This window comes from Sphingobacterium mizutaii (assembly GCF_900187125.1).
GTDB lineage: Bacteria > Bacteroidota > Bacteroidia > Sphingobacteriales > Sphingobacteriaceae > Sphingobacterium > Sphingobacterium mizutaii.
In genome coordinates this window covers 1,446,489-1,464,589 of the sequence record NZ_LT906468.1, presented here as the reverse complement: position 1 = coordinate 1,464,589, position 18,101 = coordinate 1,446,489, and the positions used below count along the sequence as shown (strand labels likewise).

The following is an 18,101-nucleotide window of genomic DNA, read 5'->3' as shown; positions in this document are numbered from 1 at the left end:
TATAAATGAAAATTAACTATTCGTTAATTATTTTATTTTTTATTGGTTAATTTTTACATAATTATTGAAATCAAGAGTGAGATACTTTACCTAATTCATTTATTGCAATCAGATTACAGATAATACTGTAAATTGTGCCGCATTAACATGAAAAAAATATTTAAGATACTTATGTATATCATCCTTGCCTTAGTCCTAATTATCGCTGTGGCAGTATATTTATTAAGCCGTTCGGATCAAATGGGAGCTTTGGCTTCTGCTGATCGATTGGAGAGAATGGAGCATACCGCCACCTTTAAAGATGGGGTATTTGACAATTTAGAAAAAACACCAGCTATTAAGGAAGGTGTAAGCCAAGTTGCTGTATTCAGGTCTTTTTTCTTTGAAAAGGATAAGAGAAATGTCCCTGTAAAACCTTTACCCGTCGAGATTACTGATTTAAAGAACATTCCATTGGACCAAAATGTATATGTATGGTTTGGTCATTCCTCCTACTATATGCAGCTGAATGGAAAAAGGATCTTGGTGGACCCTGTTTTAAATGGGAATGCCTCACCCATTCCGGGCAGTGTAAAGGCATTCAAAATGACCCATAAATATAATGCGGAAGATTTTCCTGAAATCGATATCCTCATCCTTACCCATGATCATTATGACCACTTGGATTATCCTTCCATATTGCAATTGAAGAGTAAGGTAAAGGACGTGGTGACGAGCTTAGGAGTTGGAGCCCATTTCGAAAAATGGGGCTACCCTACTGAACGGATCCATGAATTGTATTGGGGTGAGAAATTGACGCTAGACAGTTTACAAATCACCGCTGCACCTGCAAGGCACTTTTCTGGCCGTTGGTTAAAGAGAAATACCAGCTTATGGTCATCCTTTGTTGTTCAAGCTGATTCGTTGAAAATATTTGTAGGCGGAGATTCTGGCTATGGCAAACATTTTAAGGAAATAGGCGATCAATATGGTCCTTTTGATGTTGCCATCCTTGAAAATGGGCAATACAATGAATTATGGAAATACATTCACCTAATGCCAGAAGAAGCTGTTACAGCAGCTCAAGAATTGCAGGCGAAAAGAATAATCCCTGTCCATAACTCTAAATTCCCTCTTGCCAATCATGCTTGGGATGACCCGATGATCCGTATTACGAAAGAGGCTAAGAATAAAAATGTCCCAATTTGGACTCCAAGAATGGGACAGCTTATTTATTTAGATAAAGATAATGACACCAAGGAATGGTGGACAGAGATTGAATAAACCCCTATGAATAAAGCTCTTAAGTTTTAAAAAACAAAGATCCTTCGTTACTTTTGAAGCGCAAAAGTAACCAAAACGCTTTGGCTCATTTAAGGTGGCTTTTCGCACCATCCAGCGCACATGAAAAGAATGCCTTGTTGTCGGGGATATCTTTCTTCAAAATTCTCCCTTTAGTTGGAGAATTTTGAAGAAAGCATCCCAAGGCCAATCCCATCGCACAGGTCAACGGCATTCTTTCCATTTTTCCGCCACTGGAAATGAGCCGGTTGCTAAAGGACTTCCTGCGGAAGGATTGAAGTCTGGTCTGAGAAACCATTAAAAGATTGTGACCTCGACATAAAATCCTTAAATTAATGATATTGCCCTATGATGTTTTTCTATAATTCCAGATCGCTAAACCATTCAACAAGATGGCAAATCCAGTGATGATCAAGAAATGATGTTGGATATCATAAAAATCACTGCCCTTTAAAACAATCATCCGGACCACTTCAATGAAATAAGTTACAGGAATCATTTTCGTGACTATGTATGCCCATTGAGGCATGCTGTCGATGGATGTAAATAATCCGCTCATCATCATAAAGATCATGATGAAAAAGAATGCGACCGACATCGCTTGTTGCTGAGTTTCCGAAATGGTCGATATCAACAAGCCTAGCCCTAAAATGGCAACCAGGTAAATCGATAAATAACCATACAACCAAAACAGATTGCCAACGGGCACTATTCCATATATAAAACGGCCAACCACAAATAATCCTACAGTAAAGACAAACATCCCAATGATCCAAAATGGAATCAGTTTGCCAAGGATAAATTGATATTTCTTGATCGGTGTCACATTGATCTGCTCAATGGTTCCGACCTCTTTTTCCTTGACGATATTCAAGGCGCACATATAGGAACAGACCATGGTCACTAAAGCGACCAAAATACCCGGCACCATAAATTTATTGTAGATCAGGTATGGATTGAACCAATTGGAAGAGGTGACATCAATAAGCGAATTGGCAGAAACTCCATTTTGGTTAACCCATTTGGTCCGGATATCTTCATTGAAGTCCCTGATTATGCGGCTGAGATAGCTTGAACCTAAACCTGCTTTCACGCCATTGATCGCATTGGCAGCTATAAACAATTCGGCTGACTTCTCTTTGATCAGATCCCTTTCGAAATTCGTTGGAATCTCCAGGATTAAATCTGCTTTTTCGTTTTCAATCTGTTTCAAAGCTTCTTTAAAGGATTGCCCATAATCTGTCAACCTAAAATATCCAGAAGCCGTCATTTTCGCAATCAATTGTTGGGAAGATGGAGAATGGTCATGGTCCACAATGGAAACATTGATGTTTTTCACCTCGTAATCCGCCGCAAACGGAAGGATTATCAATTGCATGATGGGTGCAATAAAAATCAATGGCAGCAATGCTTTATTCCTAAAGATCTGCTTGAATTCCTTTCTTAATAAAAACAACAATGATCTCATTCCAATCTTGTTTTAAAATTTTTCAAACTTAATACCAAAAGAATTACCGTCATTACGATCAGAATCAAGGTTTCTTTCCAGATTGCAGTAATCCCCAACCCTTTCAACATGATTGATTTTACGATGATATAATACCATTTCGAAGGAACTAAATTGGAAACTATCTGCAATGGCATGGGCATGTTCTCAATCGGAAACATAAAACCGGTAAACAAAAGGATTGGCAACATCATCCCCATCATCGAGATCAACATAGCTGCCTGTTGGGAATTAGTCACATTGGAAATCAATAGACCCACTGACAGGGCACAGATGATCAACAGTGCACTCTCGACAACCAACAAGATCAAACTGCCATGGATTGGCATCCCCATTAGCGTCACTGCCATGATCAAGATGACCGCCAAATTGATCAATGATAACATGAAATAAGGAAGTGCCTTTGAAACAATCACCAGAAAAGGATTAAACGGCGAAACCAATAAGATTTCCATGGTTCCCATTTCTTTTTCCTTCACTATAGAAACCGCTGTCATCAACACACAGATAAGCATTAGGACCAAGGCCATAATCCCCGGAACAAAGTTCATCGCTCCTTTTAGTTCAGGATTATAGAGCATCCTGAGTTCGGTATTGATGGAATAAGGCATCTCTTGACCCTGCATCAATTCCATTTGATAATCCATGATGATGGCATTTGCATAATTCTGCAAGGTACTGGCAGTATTAGGATCAGACCCATCCGTAATTACTTGGATTTGGGCTTTTTTCAGATGCAGTAGATCCTCATTGAAATTCGCAGGAAAAACTACCGCAAGCTTGATGTTTTCCTTTTGGAAGGAGTCCTCAATATCTTTATAGCTCATTAAGGATTTAGTAACCTGGAAATTTCGATTTGCTTCAAATTTCCTGGTTAACTCCTGCGTTGCAATATCCTGTGAATAGTCGCAGATCACGATTTTCGCATTCTTCACCTCATTGGTGAGGGCGAATCCAAAGAGTACAATCTGCACGATCGGCAGTCCAAACAACATCAACAAAGTCTTTCTATCCCTGAACACATGGTAGAATTCCTTCCTTACGAAAGACATAAACTGTTTCATTTAATCTCCCTTTCGTTTTGCGGCGCGAGCCAGTTCATAAAACACATCATCCATAGTATCTGCCTTATATTTTTGTTTCAGGTTTAGTGGGCTATCCAAGGCTTTGATCTCACCATCCACCATCATCGATATCCGGTTACAATATTCTGCTTCGTCCATATAGTGAGTAGTCACAAATATGGTTATCCCACGAGCTGCTGCAGCATAGATCAAGTCCCAAAACTGCCTACGGGTAACAGGATCCACTCCACCGGTAGGCTCATCTAAGAATACGATCTTCGGATCGTGGATGACCGCAACAGAGAATGCCAACTTTTGCTTCCAACCCAAGGGCAAAGAAGCCACCAATTTCTTGGCTTCGTTCTCCAATCCTAAGGTCTTTAATAGTTCGGTCCGTTTTTCTTTAAGTTGCTTATAATTGAGGCCATAGATGCCTCCAAAAAAATCAATATTTTCATTTACTGTTAGATCCTCGTAAAGCGAAAACTTCTGGCTCATATAACCAATGTTCTTCTTGATTTCCTCTGTTTGTTTATAGATATCAAAACCAGCAATATTCGCTTCTCCAGAACTGGGCTTTGAAAGACCACAAAGCATCTTCATGGCTGTTGTTTTACCAGCGCCATTGGCACCCAAGAACCCAAAGATCTCACCTTTATAAACCTCAAAGCTAATGGAGTTGGTCGCTATGAAATCGCCAAATTTCTTGGTCAGCTTATCCGTCTTTATTACCACTTCATCTGTCATATTAGTTCATTAGATTAATGAAACAATCTTCGATATTCGGTTGGATATCATCGATAATTAAGCCTTGATGGTTTTGATTTTCCAAGGACTTCAGCAGCATTTCCTTAGCATGGCCTTGATCTTCTTTAAAACTGATATGGTGGTATTCACCAAATGCATTACAAGTTTTGATATTCGGATTATTCCTGAGATCAACCAATAATTTGCCCATATTATTAGCCTTGATGGCATATAATGGATCTGGATACTGTTTGATGATTTCTTCAGGAGTTTCAACGCTCAGGATCTGACCATTTTGGATCAAGGCAATACGTTCGCAAAGGGTTGCCTCGTCCATATAGGGTGTTGAAACCAAGATCGTGATCCCTTGATCCTTTAATCTTGCCAGCATTTCCCAAAATTCTTTGCGAGAAACAACGTCTACACCTGTTGTAGGTTCATCCAAGAACAAGACCTCAGGTTTATGGATCAGAGCACAGCACAGCGCAAGCTTCTGTTTCATCCCGCCAGACAATTTACCAGCACGCCTATCCTTGAAAGGTTCGATCTGCACATAGATATCTTTGATCAGGTCGTAGTTCTCTTCTACGGTAGTTCCAAAAACCGATGCAAAGAAATTCAGGTTCTCCTCAATGGTCAAGTCTTGGTACAAGGAAAATTTTCCAGGCATATAGCCAACCAGCTTTCGGATCTGCTTATACTCTTTGACAACATCCAGACCTGCAACAGTTGCAGCTCCTTCTGTAGGCATCAAGAGCGTAGTCAAAATCCTGAAAATACTGGTCTTCCCGGCGCCATCTGGACCGATTAGACCAAAGAGCTCTCCCTTTTTTACAGAAAAGTCAACATGGTCCACTGCAGTGAGGGCACCTTTATTGTAAGTCTTTACCAGATCAACTACTTGCACCATATCCATATCAGATAAACTTTATTTCAGCGTACATCCCAATCTTATACCTTCCGTCGTTCTTTACCTTGACCTTGATGGCATAAACTTGATTAGCCCGCTCATCCTTGGTCTGTATGGTCTTCGGAGTGAATTCCGCCTTACTGTTTATCCATGTAATGATGCCTTCGGCAGTATGGTAACCACCGTTTCCATCATCGGTCAACACCTGAACCTTTTGGTTCAGTTTGACATTTGGAAGTTGATTGCCGGTAATATATGCCCTCAGGATCATATTGGATAGGTCCGCGATTTTATACAAGGGTTTCCCCATACCGGCAGTTTCATTTACTTCGGCATATTTTGTCAAGACTGTCCCTTGAACAGGGTTTACAATTTTAGATTTCTTTAATTGATCTTCCAATTGGTAGATCTGCACTTCCAATGGCACTACCTCTTTTCCTATGCTTTGATTTGAAATCGAAAGACTGGATTGTTGTGCATCCAATTGCCTGTTTAATAGTTTTATCTGCGCATTGATATCATCCAACTGCTTTGGAGTCGCCGCATCACCTGCAATTAAGTTCTGTGTCCTGATCTTTTCTCGTTCCAGGTGTTGTATCTGTTCCTTGATGGCAGAAAGCTGGACAGGAATATTAGGTTTTCGACTTAAACCTGCTCCTACTTGTGCTTCCAATTGGCGTTTTTTCAGATAGGTCTGCACCGTATCTATATAACCTATTTGTTGACCTACGGCTAATTGATCCCCTTCTTCAAGATTAAATTCCTTGATGGTTCCATTTGCTTCTGCAGATATGATGGTCTCTATTGCTTCAAAGCTTCCCGACGCATCAAAGGTATCTTTATCATTTTTGCAGGACCCTAAGGCCAGTATTCCAGTACCTAGGAGCAAATATATTTTTAGTCTTTTCATTATGATTAATTTTCTGCTTTTCCAGTTGTTGTTTGTAAGTTATATTGAGCCATTAATAATTGCACTTCATGTAGGGCCAAGTTCTGTTTCGCTTGTTCAACTACATTCACCGAAATGAGGTAATCGTTGCTAGTTGCTGTTCCATAATTTAATTGGTTCAAAGTAGAATTTTTCACCTGTTCGCGCAGGTCGATTATCTCTTGATCGGTTTTCAGCAGCTCCTGATACTTAGACAACTCCGTTTGTTGTTGATTCAGGTTCATTTTTGTGTTGAACAGGAAAGTTTCCTCTTGGACATCCAATATCCGTTGATTGTTTCTTATGATATTCTTCTCATTTTTCTGGGTATAGAAACTATTCAGGTTCCAAGCCAAACGCAATCCAGCAATATAAAACCCTTGAGTTTCCGGATTCAGCATATTCAATGCAGGCTGCCCAACACCACCTTGAACAAAAAGGCTAAATTGAGGCAAGGACTTATTATCAATCAATTTATTCTGAACATCTAAGGATTTTCTCTGTAGAGAAAACAAGGTCTGTTCCGGCCTATGGATTTCATTGTTCAGTTGCAATGAAGAGGGAGTCTGTAATCTGGCTTTAGGGTCTAGCTTTTGTCCGATCATCACTCCTAGAACTTCCAAATAAGCTTTTTTGTTAAATTCCAATTCTGTAATTCGTTGATCAGCTTTAAGCTTTTCAGCTTTCAAATTACTAGCCGAGCTTCTGAGCGCAACGCCATTGGCTACAGCTGTTTCCATTTTTTCAATTCCGCTCTGTAGGTCTTGGATACTCAGCTCGATCTGTTCTTTTTGCTTTTCTAAGAGCAATATGGCAAAATAGAGATTGTTGATCCGTTCTTTGAGCTTATACATTTCTACCTCAACCTTTTGGTTTTCTACCGCAGTGTTGACATTCAAGCTTTCTTTTTGGTCCTTTAGATTCACCAAACCTGTTAAGGATTGTGTCAGCTCCGCATAAACCTTATATTGACTCTTACTAATGGTAGGAATTTCCATATTAGGAAGCTTAATAGGCATCGAAGTAACATCCGATTGATGGGTTGCCTGCCCAGCTATGCTTAACTGTGGCATGACAGCCTTTTGAGCATTATCCAAAGAGAATTCATTAGTCCTCGATATGAGGTCCTGCTGCTTGATCAGGGGATAATTTGAACGAGCAAGACTATAGCACTCCTCTAAACTTAAGTTACCCGCCGTAGTTTGAGCAACCGCGAAGCTAATTCCTAGCCCCGTAAATAGAATAAAACTTAAAACTTTCGTAAAGACATTTACCTTAATCATATATTTTAATATATTGATTTAAACAATTGACCAATTAATGGTTAAAAAAATAGACTATGCTTTAAACATAGACTGTACCCAAATGGGAATCAACTTCTTACGCTCTTCCATCAAGTCAGAAAACTCTTGATTATTAAGACCAGTTCCGCTCATGATCATAGGCTGAGCAATAAAAGGAAACAGAACCATACCCAGAACATTCATTATGAATTGGATCGGACTAACCTCTTTCAGGGTTCCTTTCTTGATTTCCGCATCCAATTGCTGGACAAAGAAAGATTCAGCCAATATTTCACGGACTGGAATTTTCTCTAAAATATTATTGACATTGTTGCGGATTTCACTCACAATAAACCCAGGGATCTCGGGCTTATCCTTGATTGAATCGATATAATGCTCTGCAATGGCACTCACCTTCTCCAACAAGGTAGACTCACGGTCATTCAATACCATGACCAAGCCTTTAACAAACTCACCTAATGTTTCCAACATAATGAGTTCAAAAAGCTTTTCCTTACTTCTAAAATAATAGTTTAAAAGGGATAAGTTGATTCCTGCTTCATCAGCAATATCTCTAGTCCGGGTCGCTGCAAATCCTTTCTTATGAAATACGATGCGGGCTGCTTCCTTTATTTTTTCTTCGGTTGATGTATCTAGTTCTTTCTCTTCCTTCTTATTCGTCATTGTGCTTTTCACTTGAGATTGCACAAAGATAAGAACATTTACGTTAATTGAACAAACATTTTAATCAAATGACCAAACTTTTTAAATAAAATCAACTAACACCCCTTTAGAAGCTTATTTTTTATGTAAAATCATCCCATGATCAAACCTCAAACTATCTATATTTTTGAAAACAAACTTCGAATCAATCTCTTCAACATCGCCAAAACCTTCAATTAATCCTTCTGGAACAATGCCAAAAACTGTTTCTCTTACAGAGTTCACTCCCTCTGACATAAAACTGTATTCACCAACCAATAAAGAGTCTTTGATTACACCTCGGAACTCACCATTGTTCTTATCTTTTTCTTGGAAATTATAACTTAATGGCCCCACCAAAGAATCATTTTGGTTTTTCAAATCCAGCAATATGGTATCTCCTTTTGCTTCAAACACATATTTTCCGACCAACTCTGTCGCAGTCCAATCATTATCCACAGAATCATTTTCCTTGTTGCCTTTCGCCTCCTGTCCTGAATTATTACAAGCACTCATGCTTATCAACAGAACCGGAACAACAAATAAGGACTTCGCGATATTTCTCATGTTTTTGTTTTTTATTGTTATAACAACATAATAATACGTAATGTTTCCGTAAAATCTTGATAAATGTATATTCAGGACACATTTCCACTAGATTTATATTTGTAACTTTATATACTATGAATATTCTGACAAAGTCTTTCGAGACGAATTACAATACTGCTCCCTTTTCCCAAATCAAAAACGAAGATTACGTTCCAGCATTCCAAGAAGCAATCGCTGAAACGAAAAAGGAAATTGAACGGATCGCTTCTAATCCCCAACCTGCAACTTTTGAAAACACCATCGAAGCGCTTTCCTTTTCAGGAATGCAATTGGACAGGATCTCCAATATATTTTTCAATCTCCATTCTGCGGAAACGAATGATGAATTAGAAAAAATTGCCGTGCAAGTAGCTCCTATGTTGGCAGAATTAAGCTCGGACATCACCTTGAATTACGATCTATTCCTAAAGATCAAGGAAGTATATGACCAAAAGGAAAACTTAAACCTGAGTCCTGAACAAGACACGCTCCTGACTAAAAACTACAAGGATTTTGTTCGAAATGGCGCCCTACTTTCTGATGAAAAGAAGAAGGAACTTCGTGAAATAGACCAAGAAATGTCTGTGTTGAAATTAAATTTCGCAGAACATGTATTGGCGGATACCAATGCTTATCAATTACATATTTTGAAAAAGGAAGATCTAGATGGGCTTCCAGAATCTGTAATTGAAGCCGCTCATGAGCTTGCCAAAGAGGAAGGAAAGGAAGGTTGGATATTCACCTTGGATTATCCAAGTTATATCCCTTTTATGACCTATTCAAGCAATCGTGAATTGAGAAAGGAATTAGCAATTGCTGCCGGTAAAAAGGGTTTTCAAGATAATGCCAATAACAACGAAGAAATTATCCTAAAAATAGCAAAACTAAGACATCAACGTGCTAAGTTATTGGGTTATGATTCCCATGCACACTTCAAATTAGAAGAACGCATGGCACAAAATCCCAATACCGTTACGGCATTCTTAAATGACCTGCTTGCAAAAGGCAAACCCGCAGCATTAAAAGAATTTGCTGAACTGAGCCAATATGCCAAAGAAAAGGATGGCTTAGACCATTTAGAAAAATGGGACGGTAGCTATTATTCAGAAAAATTGAAGAAAGAACGTTTCAATTTAGATGATGAAAAACTAAGACCTTATTTCAAACTCGACAATGTATTGAACGGAGTCTTTGATATAGCTCATCGTCTTTACGGTTTGAATTTCAAGGAAATCCAAAATATAGACAAATATCACCCAGAGGTGCAGACCTATGAGGTGAGCAGCGATGATGGCAATCTTGTAGCAGTCTTCTACGCCGATTTCTTTCCTCGCAAAGGAAAGCGAAATGGAGCATGGATGACCTCTTACAAATCGCAATACATTAAAGATGGTCATAATGAAAGACCACATGTATCCATCGTCTGTAATTTTACAAGGCCTACCTCGAGTAAACCTTCTTTATTGACCTTCAACGAGGTTACAACCTTGTTCCATGAGTTTGGTCATGCCTTGCATGGCATGTTGGCCGACACGACCTATCCTACCCTTTCAGGAACTTCCGTGTATTGGGATTTCGTCGAACTCCCAAGTCAGATCATGGAAAACTGGTGCTATGAAGAAGAAGCCTTAAAGCTATTCGCAAAACATTATGAAACCGGCGAAACCATACCCATGGAGTATATCCAGAAAATCAAAGATTCCGCTTCCTTCTTAGAAGGACTGGCAACGGTCAGACAGTTGAGCTTTGGACTATTGGATATGGGCTGGCATGGACAGGATCCTAGCTCCATCAGTAAGGTAAAAGACTTCGAAACCAAACAGTTTGAGGAAACAGCCATCTACCCGGATGTCAAAGAAAATGTGATGTCCACTTCATTCTCCCATATCTTTGATGGCGGTTACTCTTCGGGCTATTATTCTTATAAATGGGCTGAGGTATTGGATGCAGATGCATTCGACTATTTCAAGCAAGAAGGTATCTTCAATCCAGAGGTCGCAAAGAAATTCAAAGACAATATTCTATCTAAAGGAGGAACCGAACACCCTATGAAACTTTATAAACAGTTCCGGGGTAAAGAACCATCCGTAGATCCATTGTTGAAACGTGCCGGATTGATCTAAACAATCCACAATAACATATAAAAAGAAAAAGGCTTAGATTAAATATCTAAGCCTTTTTGCAATTCTGCTTCAAAAACAGAATCTATCTTCCATGTGGATTTATCTTTTGAGGCCTTAACAGCCAATTGATCACAGCGTTCATTCAATGGATGTCCAGCATGCCCCTTCACCCAAACTAATTTGACCTGGTGCAATTTATACACATTCATCAACCGCATCCATAGATCTTTATTCTTCTTTCCTTGAAATCCCTTTTTTATCCAACCATACACCCACTTTTTATCGATTGCATCGATTACATATTTCGAATCTGAGAAAATGGTCACTTGCTGATTGAGGTTTTTCAAGGCCTCCAAACCAATAATTACTGCGAGTAATTCCATGCGGTTATTGGTTGTTTTCCTAAAACCGCCCGAAAATTCCTTTTCGATGAGCTTACCTTGAAATTCAGGATTTGAGCCTTGATATATTGCCCTTAGGATAGTTCCATAACCACCAGGACCTGGATTTCCGCTAGATGCGCCGTCAGTATATAATTCAATCATTGGCGTAAAAATAATGAATTAATTGTTAGTGCTGGCTTAATATTGCAACTCGCTGTTAGGCAGGCTCTGTAAACACTTTGTATTTATCTCGCAGGAATTGGATCAGGCCCGAAGAGACGATCACTATGGTCAAACCTATTATACAGCCAAGGCCAGTAGATAGAGCACGATAGATTGGAGTATATGCTATTTGGGTATGATGTGGTTCAATCATAATGATCAACAGAGCCACAATTGCCACCCTTGCCATATTCAGGATCTTGAATCCCCAACAAAGAAATATCGTCAGCACGATACCAGTCATAATAGAGTACACCGATTTGGGCAATAACCATACACAGGCCATTGCAACGACAGAACCAACAAAATTGGATTTGAAACGTTCTATGGAAAGTCGCTTGGAATCCTTTTCCTCAGGTGAAATAACTAAAATAATGGATAATAATGCCCAGAAGATCTCAAACTGTTTAAACCTTAGATACAATAAGTAACCCACGACAAAACCAATCAGACACCGGATGATATAAATTAAAAGAGGTGAGGTAATAACCCGCTTGACAAACCTCGCTGTATTACTGTTGAGATTCATTTCCGCAAAAATACTGTTTATTAAATTGTAATTAAAATTAACCTTGCAAGATGGAATACTACTGACAATTCTACCTGATTACCAAACACTAAAGATTTATTTCCCAGCTTTACAGAACATAAAAAAGGCACAATTCTGAATGAATTGTGCCTTAGCTATTATGCAATTTAGTATTAGTAATTCTCTCGATTTAATTGTTTCGCATTCTTCACTTTTTCATCAAGAAGTGCCAATTTAACAACCTCACGCATTTCAGTAACATAATGGAAATTCAAATCCTTGATATAATCTTCCTTGATTTCCAAAATATCCTTTTGGTTGGATTTACTTAAGATAATATCCTTAATATTTGCGCGCTTAGCAGCCAAGATTTTCTCTTTGATCCCTCCTACTGGCAACACCTTACCACGTAAAGTGATCTCACCGGTCATAGCCAATTTAGGTTTTACCTTATGCTGGGTAAACAAGGATGCTAAAGCAGTCAACATCGTGATACCAGCTGACGGTCCATCCTTCGGAGTAGCACCTGCAGGCACGTGTATATTCACGTCCCATTGGTCAAATACTTTAAAGTCAATACCAAACTCATCTGAATGCGATCGTAAGTAAGCCATTGCAATTGCTGCTGACTCTTTCATCACATCCCCTAAGTTACCGGTCAAACTCAATTTCCCTTTACCCGGACTCAAGCTAGACTCTATAAACAAGATATCACCGCCTACGGAAGTCCAAGCCAAGCCAGTTACAACCCCAGCAATATCATTGTTTTCATAAAGATCTTTGTCAAAGATTGGAGGACCCAAGATCTCTTCCACATCCTCGGCAGAAAGGTTATGATCATAAGGTTTCTCCATCACGATCCTTGTCGCAATCCCTCTTACGATCGAACCGATTTTCTTTTCCAAACCACGAACACCCGATTCACGCGTATATTCTTCAATGATTTTTTCGATCATCTTCGGTTTCAAAGAAATATCTTTTGCTTGGATACCATGCATTTCTCTCTGCTTAGGCAGCAAATGTTTCTTAGCGATTTCGATCTTCTCCTCAATGGTATAACCATTGACTTCAATAATCTCCATACGATCCAAGAGAGCTGGTTGCACACCGCTCAAAGAGTTGGCAGTAGCAATGAACATCACTTTGGATAGATCATATTCCATCTCTACATAATGATCATAGAAGTGGGTATTTTGTTCCGGGTCCAGTACCTCCAATAGAGCTGAGGATGGATCACCTTTAAAATCAGAACCAATTTTATCGATTTCATCCAATACAAACACAGGGTTTGAAGCTCCTGCTTTTTTCAGGGATTGAATGATACGGCCCGGCATTGCGCCGATATAGGTTTTCCTATGTCCTCGGATTTCCGCTTCATCGCGGATACCACCCAAGGCCATACGAGTATATTTTCTTCCCAATGCCTTGGCAATGGATTTTCCTAATGAAGTCTTTCCTACTCCTGGAGGCCCTACCAAACACAAGATCGGAGCTTTCATATCATTTTTCAGCTTCAATACCGCCAAATATTCAATGATACGTTGCTTCACTTTTTCCAGCCCGTAATGGTCTTTGTTCAAAACCTTTTCCGCTCTGGCCAGATCAAAATTATCCTTGGTGAATTCACCCCATGGCAAATCCAAGAGCAATTCCAGGTAGTTTAACTGAACCGAATAATCAGCAGCTGCCGGATTGATACGAGCTAATTTTTCCAATTCTTTTTGGAAATGCTTGCCCACATCATCTCTCCATTTTTTTGCCTTAGCCCTTTTCTTCAGTTCTTCGATCTCAAGGTCTGGAGTATTTCCTCCCAGTTCCTCCTGAATGGTCTTCAGTTGTTGGCTCAGGAAATAATCACGTTGCTGTTTATCTAAATCAATCCTTACTTTATTTTGGATTTGATTCTTCAGCTCCAACATCTGGATTTCAGTCGTCAAATGCTCTAACAATTGTTTAGCACGCTTCACGAAATCTTTAATTTCCAATAGGTCTTGCTTCTGCTCTAATTCCAAAGAAAGGTTAGAAGAGATAAAGTTGACCAAGAAAGTTGGGCTTTCGATATTCTTGATAGCGATCCCAGCCTCACTCGGTAGGTTTGGCGAAAGCTGAATGATCTGCAAAGCCATTTCCTTAACAGAAGAAATCAAGGCTTTGAATTCTTTACTGCTTGTTTTTGGTTTATCCTCTGGAAATTTCTCTACACGGGCAATCAGATAAGGTTCCGTTTGAACCAGCTCCTTAAGTTTCACGCGTTGCTTACCCTGGATGATCACCGTAGTGTTTCCATCAGGCATTTGCAAAATCTTGATGATATGGGCAACGGTTCCCACTTTGTTCAATTGATCAAAGTTTGGGTCCTCCACGCTCATATCTTTTTGAGATACAACAGCAATGGTGCGATCCCCTTTGTAGGCATCTTTTACCAGTTTAATAGACTTATCACGACCAACCGTAATTGGAATCACTACCCCTGGAAAAAGAACCGTGTTCCTTAAGGGTAGAATTGGAAGTTGATCGGGAATTTCTGCATTCCTCATTTCGTCCTCATCTTGCTGAGTTAATAATGGAAAGAATTCAGTTTCTTCGTTTATGATAGGTAACGTTTGATTAAAATTGAATGAATCAAATTTGTTCATATGTACATGTCCAGCTTGCCGACATCTTGTCAGACGATCAGCTATTTTTTATTTTAAAATTAATGAACTCATATAGTGCAAGCAAAGTGCCAAGTCCGAATTTTGGTACATTTTATGCTATTATTGTTTGGTATCTGTTAAATCGTCAGTAATCAGCACATTCTTTGTCACCTTTGTGTATAGATTTCTGAAATAATTAGAGGCAATATACAAAATGTGGAAATGTTTATAACTATTGATTGCGACGTTAAACTATTTAACAGATTTTTACTCTATTAGTAGGAGTGTGAAAATTTACAGGGAAAACAACATAAAAATTCAGACATGAAATTAAATAACTTGAATACACAGATGAAGACGATTAAGATTGGGTTAGCTACTGTTGCTTTGGCATTAGCTACGATGGGTGCACAAGCACAAGAAAAACAACACAGCGATCCAAATGTACGTGCTGGTGAAAAAGCATTGTTGGATGGTGATTTTAAAACAGCTGCAACTCAATTCGAAAAAGCATTACCTAATGCTGGAAACGAACCTGAAGTTGTGTATTTATTAGGTTACTCTCAATTCCAAAACGGTGATTACAAGAAAGCTATCGCTAACTTCAACAAAGTGATTTCTTTGGATGCCAAAAATACTTCTGCTTACTACTACAAAGCAAAAGCTAACAACAATATGGCAGTAAACAAAGAATTGAAATTGAGCAACCAAGAACGTGAAGCTTTATTGAAATCAGCTACTGCTGACTATACCAAAGCGATCGCTATCAATGCAAATGACGCTAAATTATATCAAAACCGCGCTATTGCATACCGTGACTTAGGTATCTTGACTGGTACTAAGGGAGCTGCTAACTACAATAAAGCAACTGCAACTGACGCTTACAACAAAGCGATTACAGACTATGAGAAAGTATTGACTTATGATGCTTCTCGTAAAGATATCCAAACTGAAGTTAAAAAAGCTACAGTTTACCGTGATAACCTTAAATAAGAATTAAACAAAACAAAAAGCTCGCAAATTGCGAGCTTTTTTTTGTTCTATACCTTTTAGGCTAAACCAACTGTTTCTTATAAACCGAAGGACTCAGACCTGTTGTCTTTTTAAACTGATTACTTAAATGCGCAATACTGCTATACTGCAGTTGAGCTGCAATCTCCGCCAATGTGGAATCATAACTCAACAACTCCTTCACTTTTTCTACTTTTAGCTTGATCAAATATTTTTCGATACTCTCCCCTTGGATTTCCGAGAAAATACTGCTGAGATAAGAATATTCTAAATTAAATCGCTCCGATAAAAAACTGGAAGTTTTAACTATCATCGATTCTCCTGCGTTCAGCATCTCTGAAAGCGCAATTTTCATCTCCTCCACCAACACTTCCTTCCGGTCCTTCAGCACCTCAAAGCCAATCATCTTCAGCTCTTGATCAAACTGAATGCTTTCGGCCTCTGTCAAGGCTCTGCTCAGGTTGATGGAACCTATATTCACATCATCAAAAGGAACATCCAATCTATTCAAGATCTGTTCAACTGCCATTACGCAGCGCGGACATACCATATTTTTAATGTGAATTTGCATTGGATAAAGATAAGGATATTTTACCGGACATAAATCAGCCCCTCCTCCAATGCTATCATCTGAATTTCATATTTACTCACTTTCATTCAGTAGATTCATAAAGGCAGAAGCCAAATGATCGATCAGATCGCTTGCTATCAAACTGGTCTCTCCTACCCAATCCTTGGCAAAATCTCCCGCAGAACCATGTATATAAACTCCCAGAACCGCTGCATCCAAAGCATTATATCCTTGTGCCAACAAACTGCTGATAATTCCTGTCAACACATCCCCCATGCCACCTGTCGCCATGCCTGGATTGCCAGTCGAATTAAAATAGACCTCACCTGCTGGATTTACAATTGCGCTATTTGCCCCTTTAATGACAAGGATTAACTGGTTCTCGTTACTAAATGCCTTTGCTTTCTCCAATTTATCTAGATCATTCTCCCATTCGCCGATCAAGCGTTTCAATTCCTTAGGATGCGGAGTAAGAATACTATTATTGGGAAGATATTTCAACAAATGTTCATTTTCAGAAATTATATTTAATGCATCCGCATCCAACACGAGTTTACTGTCTTCAGCAAGCGACTGCAACCAAATACCAAACCCGCGGACCGTTTCTTCATCTTTCCCCATCCCAACCCCTACTCCATAAGCCGTAAAATCATCTTGGATCTGAAAGTCAACCAATTTCTCCTCCGAAGAATCCAACAAGACCATGGCTTCCGGAAAACCTATCTGCAAAACATTGTACCCACACTTTGGAATATATGCAGTAACCAATCCACATCCTGACTTTAAGGCCGATTTTGTCGCCATCAAGACCGCACCCATCTTCCCCAAACTTCCACCAATGATAGCTACATGGCCAAAGGTTCCCTTATGCGAATATCTTGACCTCGAGCGTAATAAAATATCCAACATCCCTGCCTCCACATAGCGATAGGAAGTACCTTGCTTTAAGATCGAATTTTCATCCAATCCAATGTCCAAAACTTCAAATTCACCAACAAAAATGGAATTCTCCGGTAATAAAAGTGCCAACTTCGGAAACTGAAAGGTGTACACCTTGCTGGCACGGACAATATTGTCCTCAAAATTGCCTACAGCATCCAGCATCAATCCAGAAGGCATATCGACTGATATAATCCTCCCTTGAAAATCATTGATCTGCTCAATCACCCCGCGCCATTCATCTGATAGTGCAGAGCTCATCCCATAACCAAATAAACAGTCAATTAAAAACCCTTCTAAGGGCAGATCTAAATCATCTTCCAAATCAAAATATTGGATATTTTCCAACTTTGCCTGGTTCAGCTGATTGTCAGCGGTATAGCGATCAGCTTTCAACAAACGGACTTCCACATCATATCCTGAATCCATCAATTGCCTAGCAATCGCTAAACCATCCCCACCATTATTACCCTTTCCGCAGACAATGGCGATTGGAAGTTCCTTAATGATATCAAAATAGTCATCTATGATCGCCGTAGTCACGATACTTGATGCACGTTCCATAAGCTCCCAAGAATTGATCCCTTCATTTTGAATGGTTTCCTGGTCTACAATTTTCAGCTGATCTGCGTTTAGGATTTTCATAACGGAGTAAAATAAGTAAAGCTCCTAAATTT

General features: G+C 39.2%; 16 protein-coding genes. 3 read left to right on the top strand and 13 right to left on the bottom strand.

Going from position 1 to position 18,101, the window contains the following annotated elements; all coding sequences use genetic code 11:
* The first annotated feature begins 147 nt into the window (after window positions 1-147).
* Complete coding sequence (locus tag CKW03_RS06255) at window positions 148-1,263, top strand: MBL fold metallo-hydrolase (protein ID WP_236736429.1); 1,116 nt, start codon at window positions 148-150, stop codon at window positions 1,261-1,263.
* Window positions 1,264-1,627: 364 nt separating this feature from the next.
* Here the strand turns inward: CKW03_RS06255 and CKW03_RS06245 are convergent, their stop codons facing one another.
* The 8 genes from CKW03_RS06245 to CKW03_RS06210 form a co-directional block, all read right to left on the bottom strand.
* The gene (locus CKW03_RS06245; protein WP_093095085.1) at window positions 1,628-2,749 is read right to left on the bottom strand and encodes an ABC transporter permease; all 1,122 of its coding nucleotides are present in this window, start codon (window positions 2,747-2,749) and stop codon (window positions 1,628-1,630) included.
* Complete coding sequence (locus CKW03_RS06240) at window positions 2,746-3,852, bottom strand: ABC transporter permease (RefSeq protein WP_093095084.1); 1,107 nt, start codon at window positions 3,850-3,852, stop codon at window positions 2,746-2,748. Before CKW03_RS06240 ends, CKW03_RS06245 begins: the two co-directional genes overlap by 4 nt.
* Window positions 3,853-4,599 (bottom strand): ABC transporter ATP-binding protein, encoded by a 747-nt coding sequence (locus tag CKW03_RS06235; protein WP_093095082.1) that lies wholly within the window; start codon window positions 4,597-4,599, stop codon window positions 3,853-3,855.
* Window position 4,600: 1 nt separating this feature from the next.
* Entirely contained in the window at window positions 4,601-5,509 is a 909-nt protein-coding gene (locus tag CKW03_RS06230) for an ABC transporter ATP-binding protein (RefSeq protein ID WP_093097683.1), read from the bottom strand.
* A 7-nt stretch (window positions 5,510-5,516) separates the two neighbouring features.
* Window positions 5,517-6,419: an HlyD family secretion protein gene (locus CKW03_RS06225; RefSeq protein ID WP_093095080.1), complete on the bottom strand. Its 903-nt coding sequence runs from the start codon at window positions 6,417-6,419 to the stop codon at window positions 5,517-5,519.
* Window positions 6,420-6,424: 5 nt separating this feature from the next.
* Window positions 6,425-7,720 (bottom strand): TolC family protein, encoded by a 1,296-nt coding sequence (locus tag CKW03_RS06220; protein WP_093095078.1) that lies wholly within the window; start codon window positions 7,718-7,720, stop codon window positions 6,425-6,427.
* 54 nt (window positions 7,721-7,774) lie between these two features.
* Window positions 7,775-8,404: a TetR/AcrR family transcriptional regulator gene (locus CKW03_RS06215; protein WP_093095077.1), complete on the bottom strand. Its 630-nt coding sequence runs from the start codon at window positions 8,402-8,404 to the stop codon at window positions 7,775-7,777.
* A 114-nt stretch (window positions 8,405-8,518) separates the two neighbouring features.
* Window positions 8,519-8,989, bottom strand: a complete 471-nt coding sequence (locus tag CKW03_RS06210; protein WP_139185400.1) for a hypothetical protein — start codon at window positions 8,987-8,989, stop codon at window positions 8,519-8,521.
* A 116-nt stretch (window positions 8,990-9,105) separates the two neighbouring features.
* On the opposite strand from CKW03_RS06210, the gene CKW03_RS06205 reads away from it, so the two are divergent.
* Entirely contained in the window at window positions 9,106-11,133 is a 2,028-nt protein-coding gene (locus CKW03_RS06205) for a M3 family metallopeptidase (protein WP_093095074.1), read from the top strand.
* Between the two features lie 38 nt (window positions 11,134-11,171).
* On the opposite strand, the gene rnhA is transcribed toward CKW03_RS06205, so the two are convergent.
* The 3 genes from rnhA to lon all read right to left on the bottom strand — a co-directional run bounded on the left by rnhA (window position 11,172) and on the right by lon (window position 14,903).
* Complete coding sequence (gene rnhA, locus CKW03_RS06200) at window positions 11,172-11,678, bottom strand: ribonuclease HI (RefSeq protein WP_093095071.1); 507 nt, start codon at window positions 11,676-11,678, stop codon at window positions 11,172-11,174.
* A 55-nt stretch (window positions 11,679-11,733) separates the two neighbouring features.
* A complete protein-coding gene (locus tag CKW03_RS06195) occupies window positions 11,734-12,267 on the bottom strand; it encodes an FUSC family protein (RefSeq protein ID WP_093095069.1) in 534 nt (177 codons plus the stop codon).
* A 173-nt stretch (window positions 12,268-12,440) separates the two neighbouring features.
* Window positions 12,441-14,903: an endopeptidase La gene (gene lon / locus CKW03_RS06190; protein WP_093095067.1), complete on the bottom strand. Its 2,463-nt coding sequence runs from the start codon at window positions 14,901-14,903 to the stop codon at window positions 12,441-12,443.
* 324 nt (window positions 14,904-15,227) lie between these two features.
* Here lon and CKW03_RS06185 point away from each other — a divergent pair, with 324 nt between their 5' ends.
* Complete coding sequence (locus CKW03_RS06185) at window positions 15,228-15,896, top strand: tetratricopeptide repeat protein (protein WP_093095065.1); 669 nt, start codon at window positions 15,228-15,230, stop codon at window positions 15,894-15,896.
* A gap of 61 nt (window positions 15,897-15,957) precedes the next feature.
* On the opposite strand, the gene CKW03_RS06180 is transcribed toward CKW03_RS06185, so the two are convergent.
* Together CKW03_RS06180 and CKW03_RS06175 are read right to left on the bottom strand one after the other, a co-directional pair.
* Window positions 15,958-16,485: a helix-turn-helix domain-containing protein gene (locus tag CKW03_RS06180; RefSeq protein ID WP_093095063.1), complete on the bottom strand. Its 528-nt coding sequence runs from the start codon at window positions 16,483-16,485 to the stop codon at window positions 15,958-15,960.
* Between the two features lie 72 nt (window positions 16,486-16,557).
* Window positions 16,558-18,069 (bottom strand): NAD(P)H-hydrate dehydratase, encoded by a 1,512-nt coding sequence (locus CKW03_RS06175; RefSeq protein WP_093095062.1) that lies wholly within the window; start codon window positions 18,067-18,069, stop codon window positions 16,558-16,560.
* Between the last annotated feature and the right edge of the window lie 32 nt (window positions 18,070-18,101).

Bases quoted from the DNA above. Each gene is read 5' to 3' on its own strand.
- CKW03_RS06255 (WP_236736429.1), top strand. From the start codon at position 148: ATGAAAAAAATATTTAAGATACTTATGTATATCATCCTTGCCTTAGTC.
- CKW03_RS06245 (WP_093095085.1), bottom strand. From the start codon at position 2,749: ATGAGATCATTGTTGTTTTTATTAAGAAAGGAATTCAAGCAGATCTTT.
- CKW03_RS06240 (WP_093095084.1), bottom strand. From the start codon at position 3,852: ATGAAACAGTTTATGTCTTTCGTAAGGAAGGAATTCTACCATGTGTTC.
- CKW03_RS06235 (WP_093095082.1), bottom strand. From the start codon at position 4,599: ATGACAGATGAAGTGGTAATAAAGACGGATAAGCTGACCAAGAAATTT.
- CKW03_RS06230 (WP_093097683.1), bottom strand. From the start codon at position 5,509: ATGGTGCAAGTAGTTGATCTGGTAAAGACTTACAATAAAGGTGCCCTC.
- CKW03_RS06225 (WP_093095080.1), bottom strand. From the start codon at position 6,419: ATGAAAAGACTAAAAATATATTTGCTCCTAGGTACTGGAATACTGGCC.
- CKW03_RS06220 (WP_093095078.1), bottom strand. From the start codon at position 7,720: ATGATTAAGGTAAATGTCTTTACGAAAGTTTTAAGTTTTATTCTATTT.
- CKW03_RS06215 (WP_093095077.1), bottom strand. From the start codon at position 8,404: ATGACGAATAAGAAGGAAGAGAAAGAACTAGATACATCAACCGAAGAA.
- CKW03_RS06210 (WP_139185400.1), bottom strand. From the start codon at position 8,989: ATGAGAAATATCGCGAAGTCCTTATTTGTTGTTCCGGTTCTGTTGATA.
- CKW03_RS06205 (WP_093095074.1), top strand. From the start codon at position 9,106: ATGAATATTCTGACAAAGTCTTTCGAGACGAATTACAATACTGCTCCC.
- rnhA (WP_093095071.1), bottom strand. From the start codon at position 11,678: ATGATTGAATTATATACTGACGGCGCATCTAGCGGAAATCCAGGTCCT.
- CKW03_RS06195 (WP_093095069.1), bottom strand. From the start codon at position 12,267: ATGAATCTCAACAGTAATACAGCGAGGTTTGTCAAGCGGGTTATTACC.
- lon (WP_093095067.1), bottom strand. From the start codon at position 14,903: ATGAACAAATTTGATTCATTCAATTTTAATCAAACGTTACCTATCATA.
- CKW03_RS06185 (WP_093095065.1), top strand. From the start codon at position 15,228: ATGAAATTAAATAACTTGAATACACAGATGAAGACGATTAAGATTGGG.
- CKW03_RS06180 (WP_093095063.1), bottom strand. From the start codon at position 16,485: ATGCAAATTCACATTAAAAATATGGTATGTCCGCGCTGCGTAATGGCA.
- CKW03_RS06175 (WP_093095062.1), bottom strand. From the start codon at position 18,069: ATGAAAATCCTAAACGCAGATCAGCTGAAAATTGTAGACCAGGAAACC.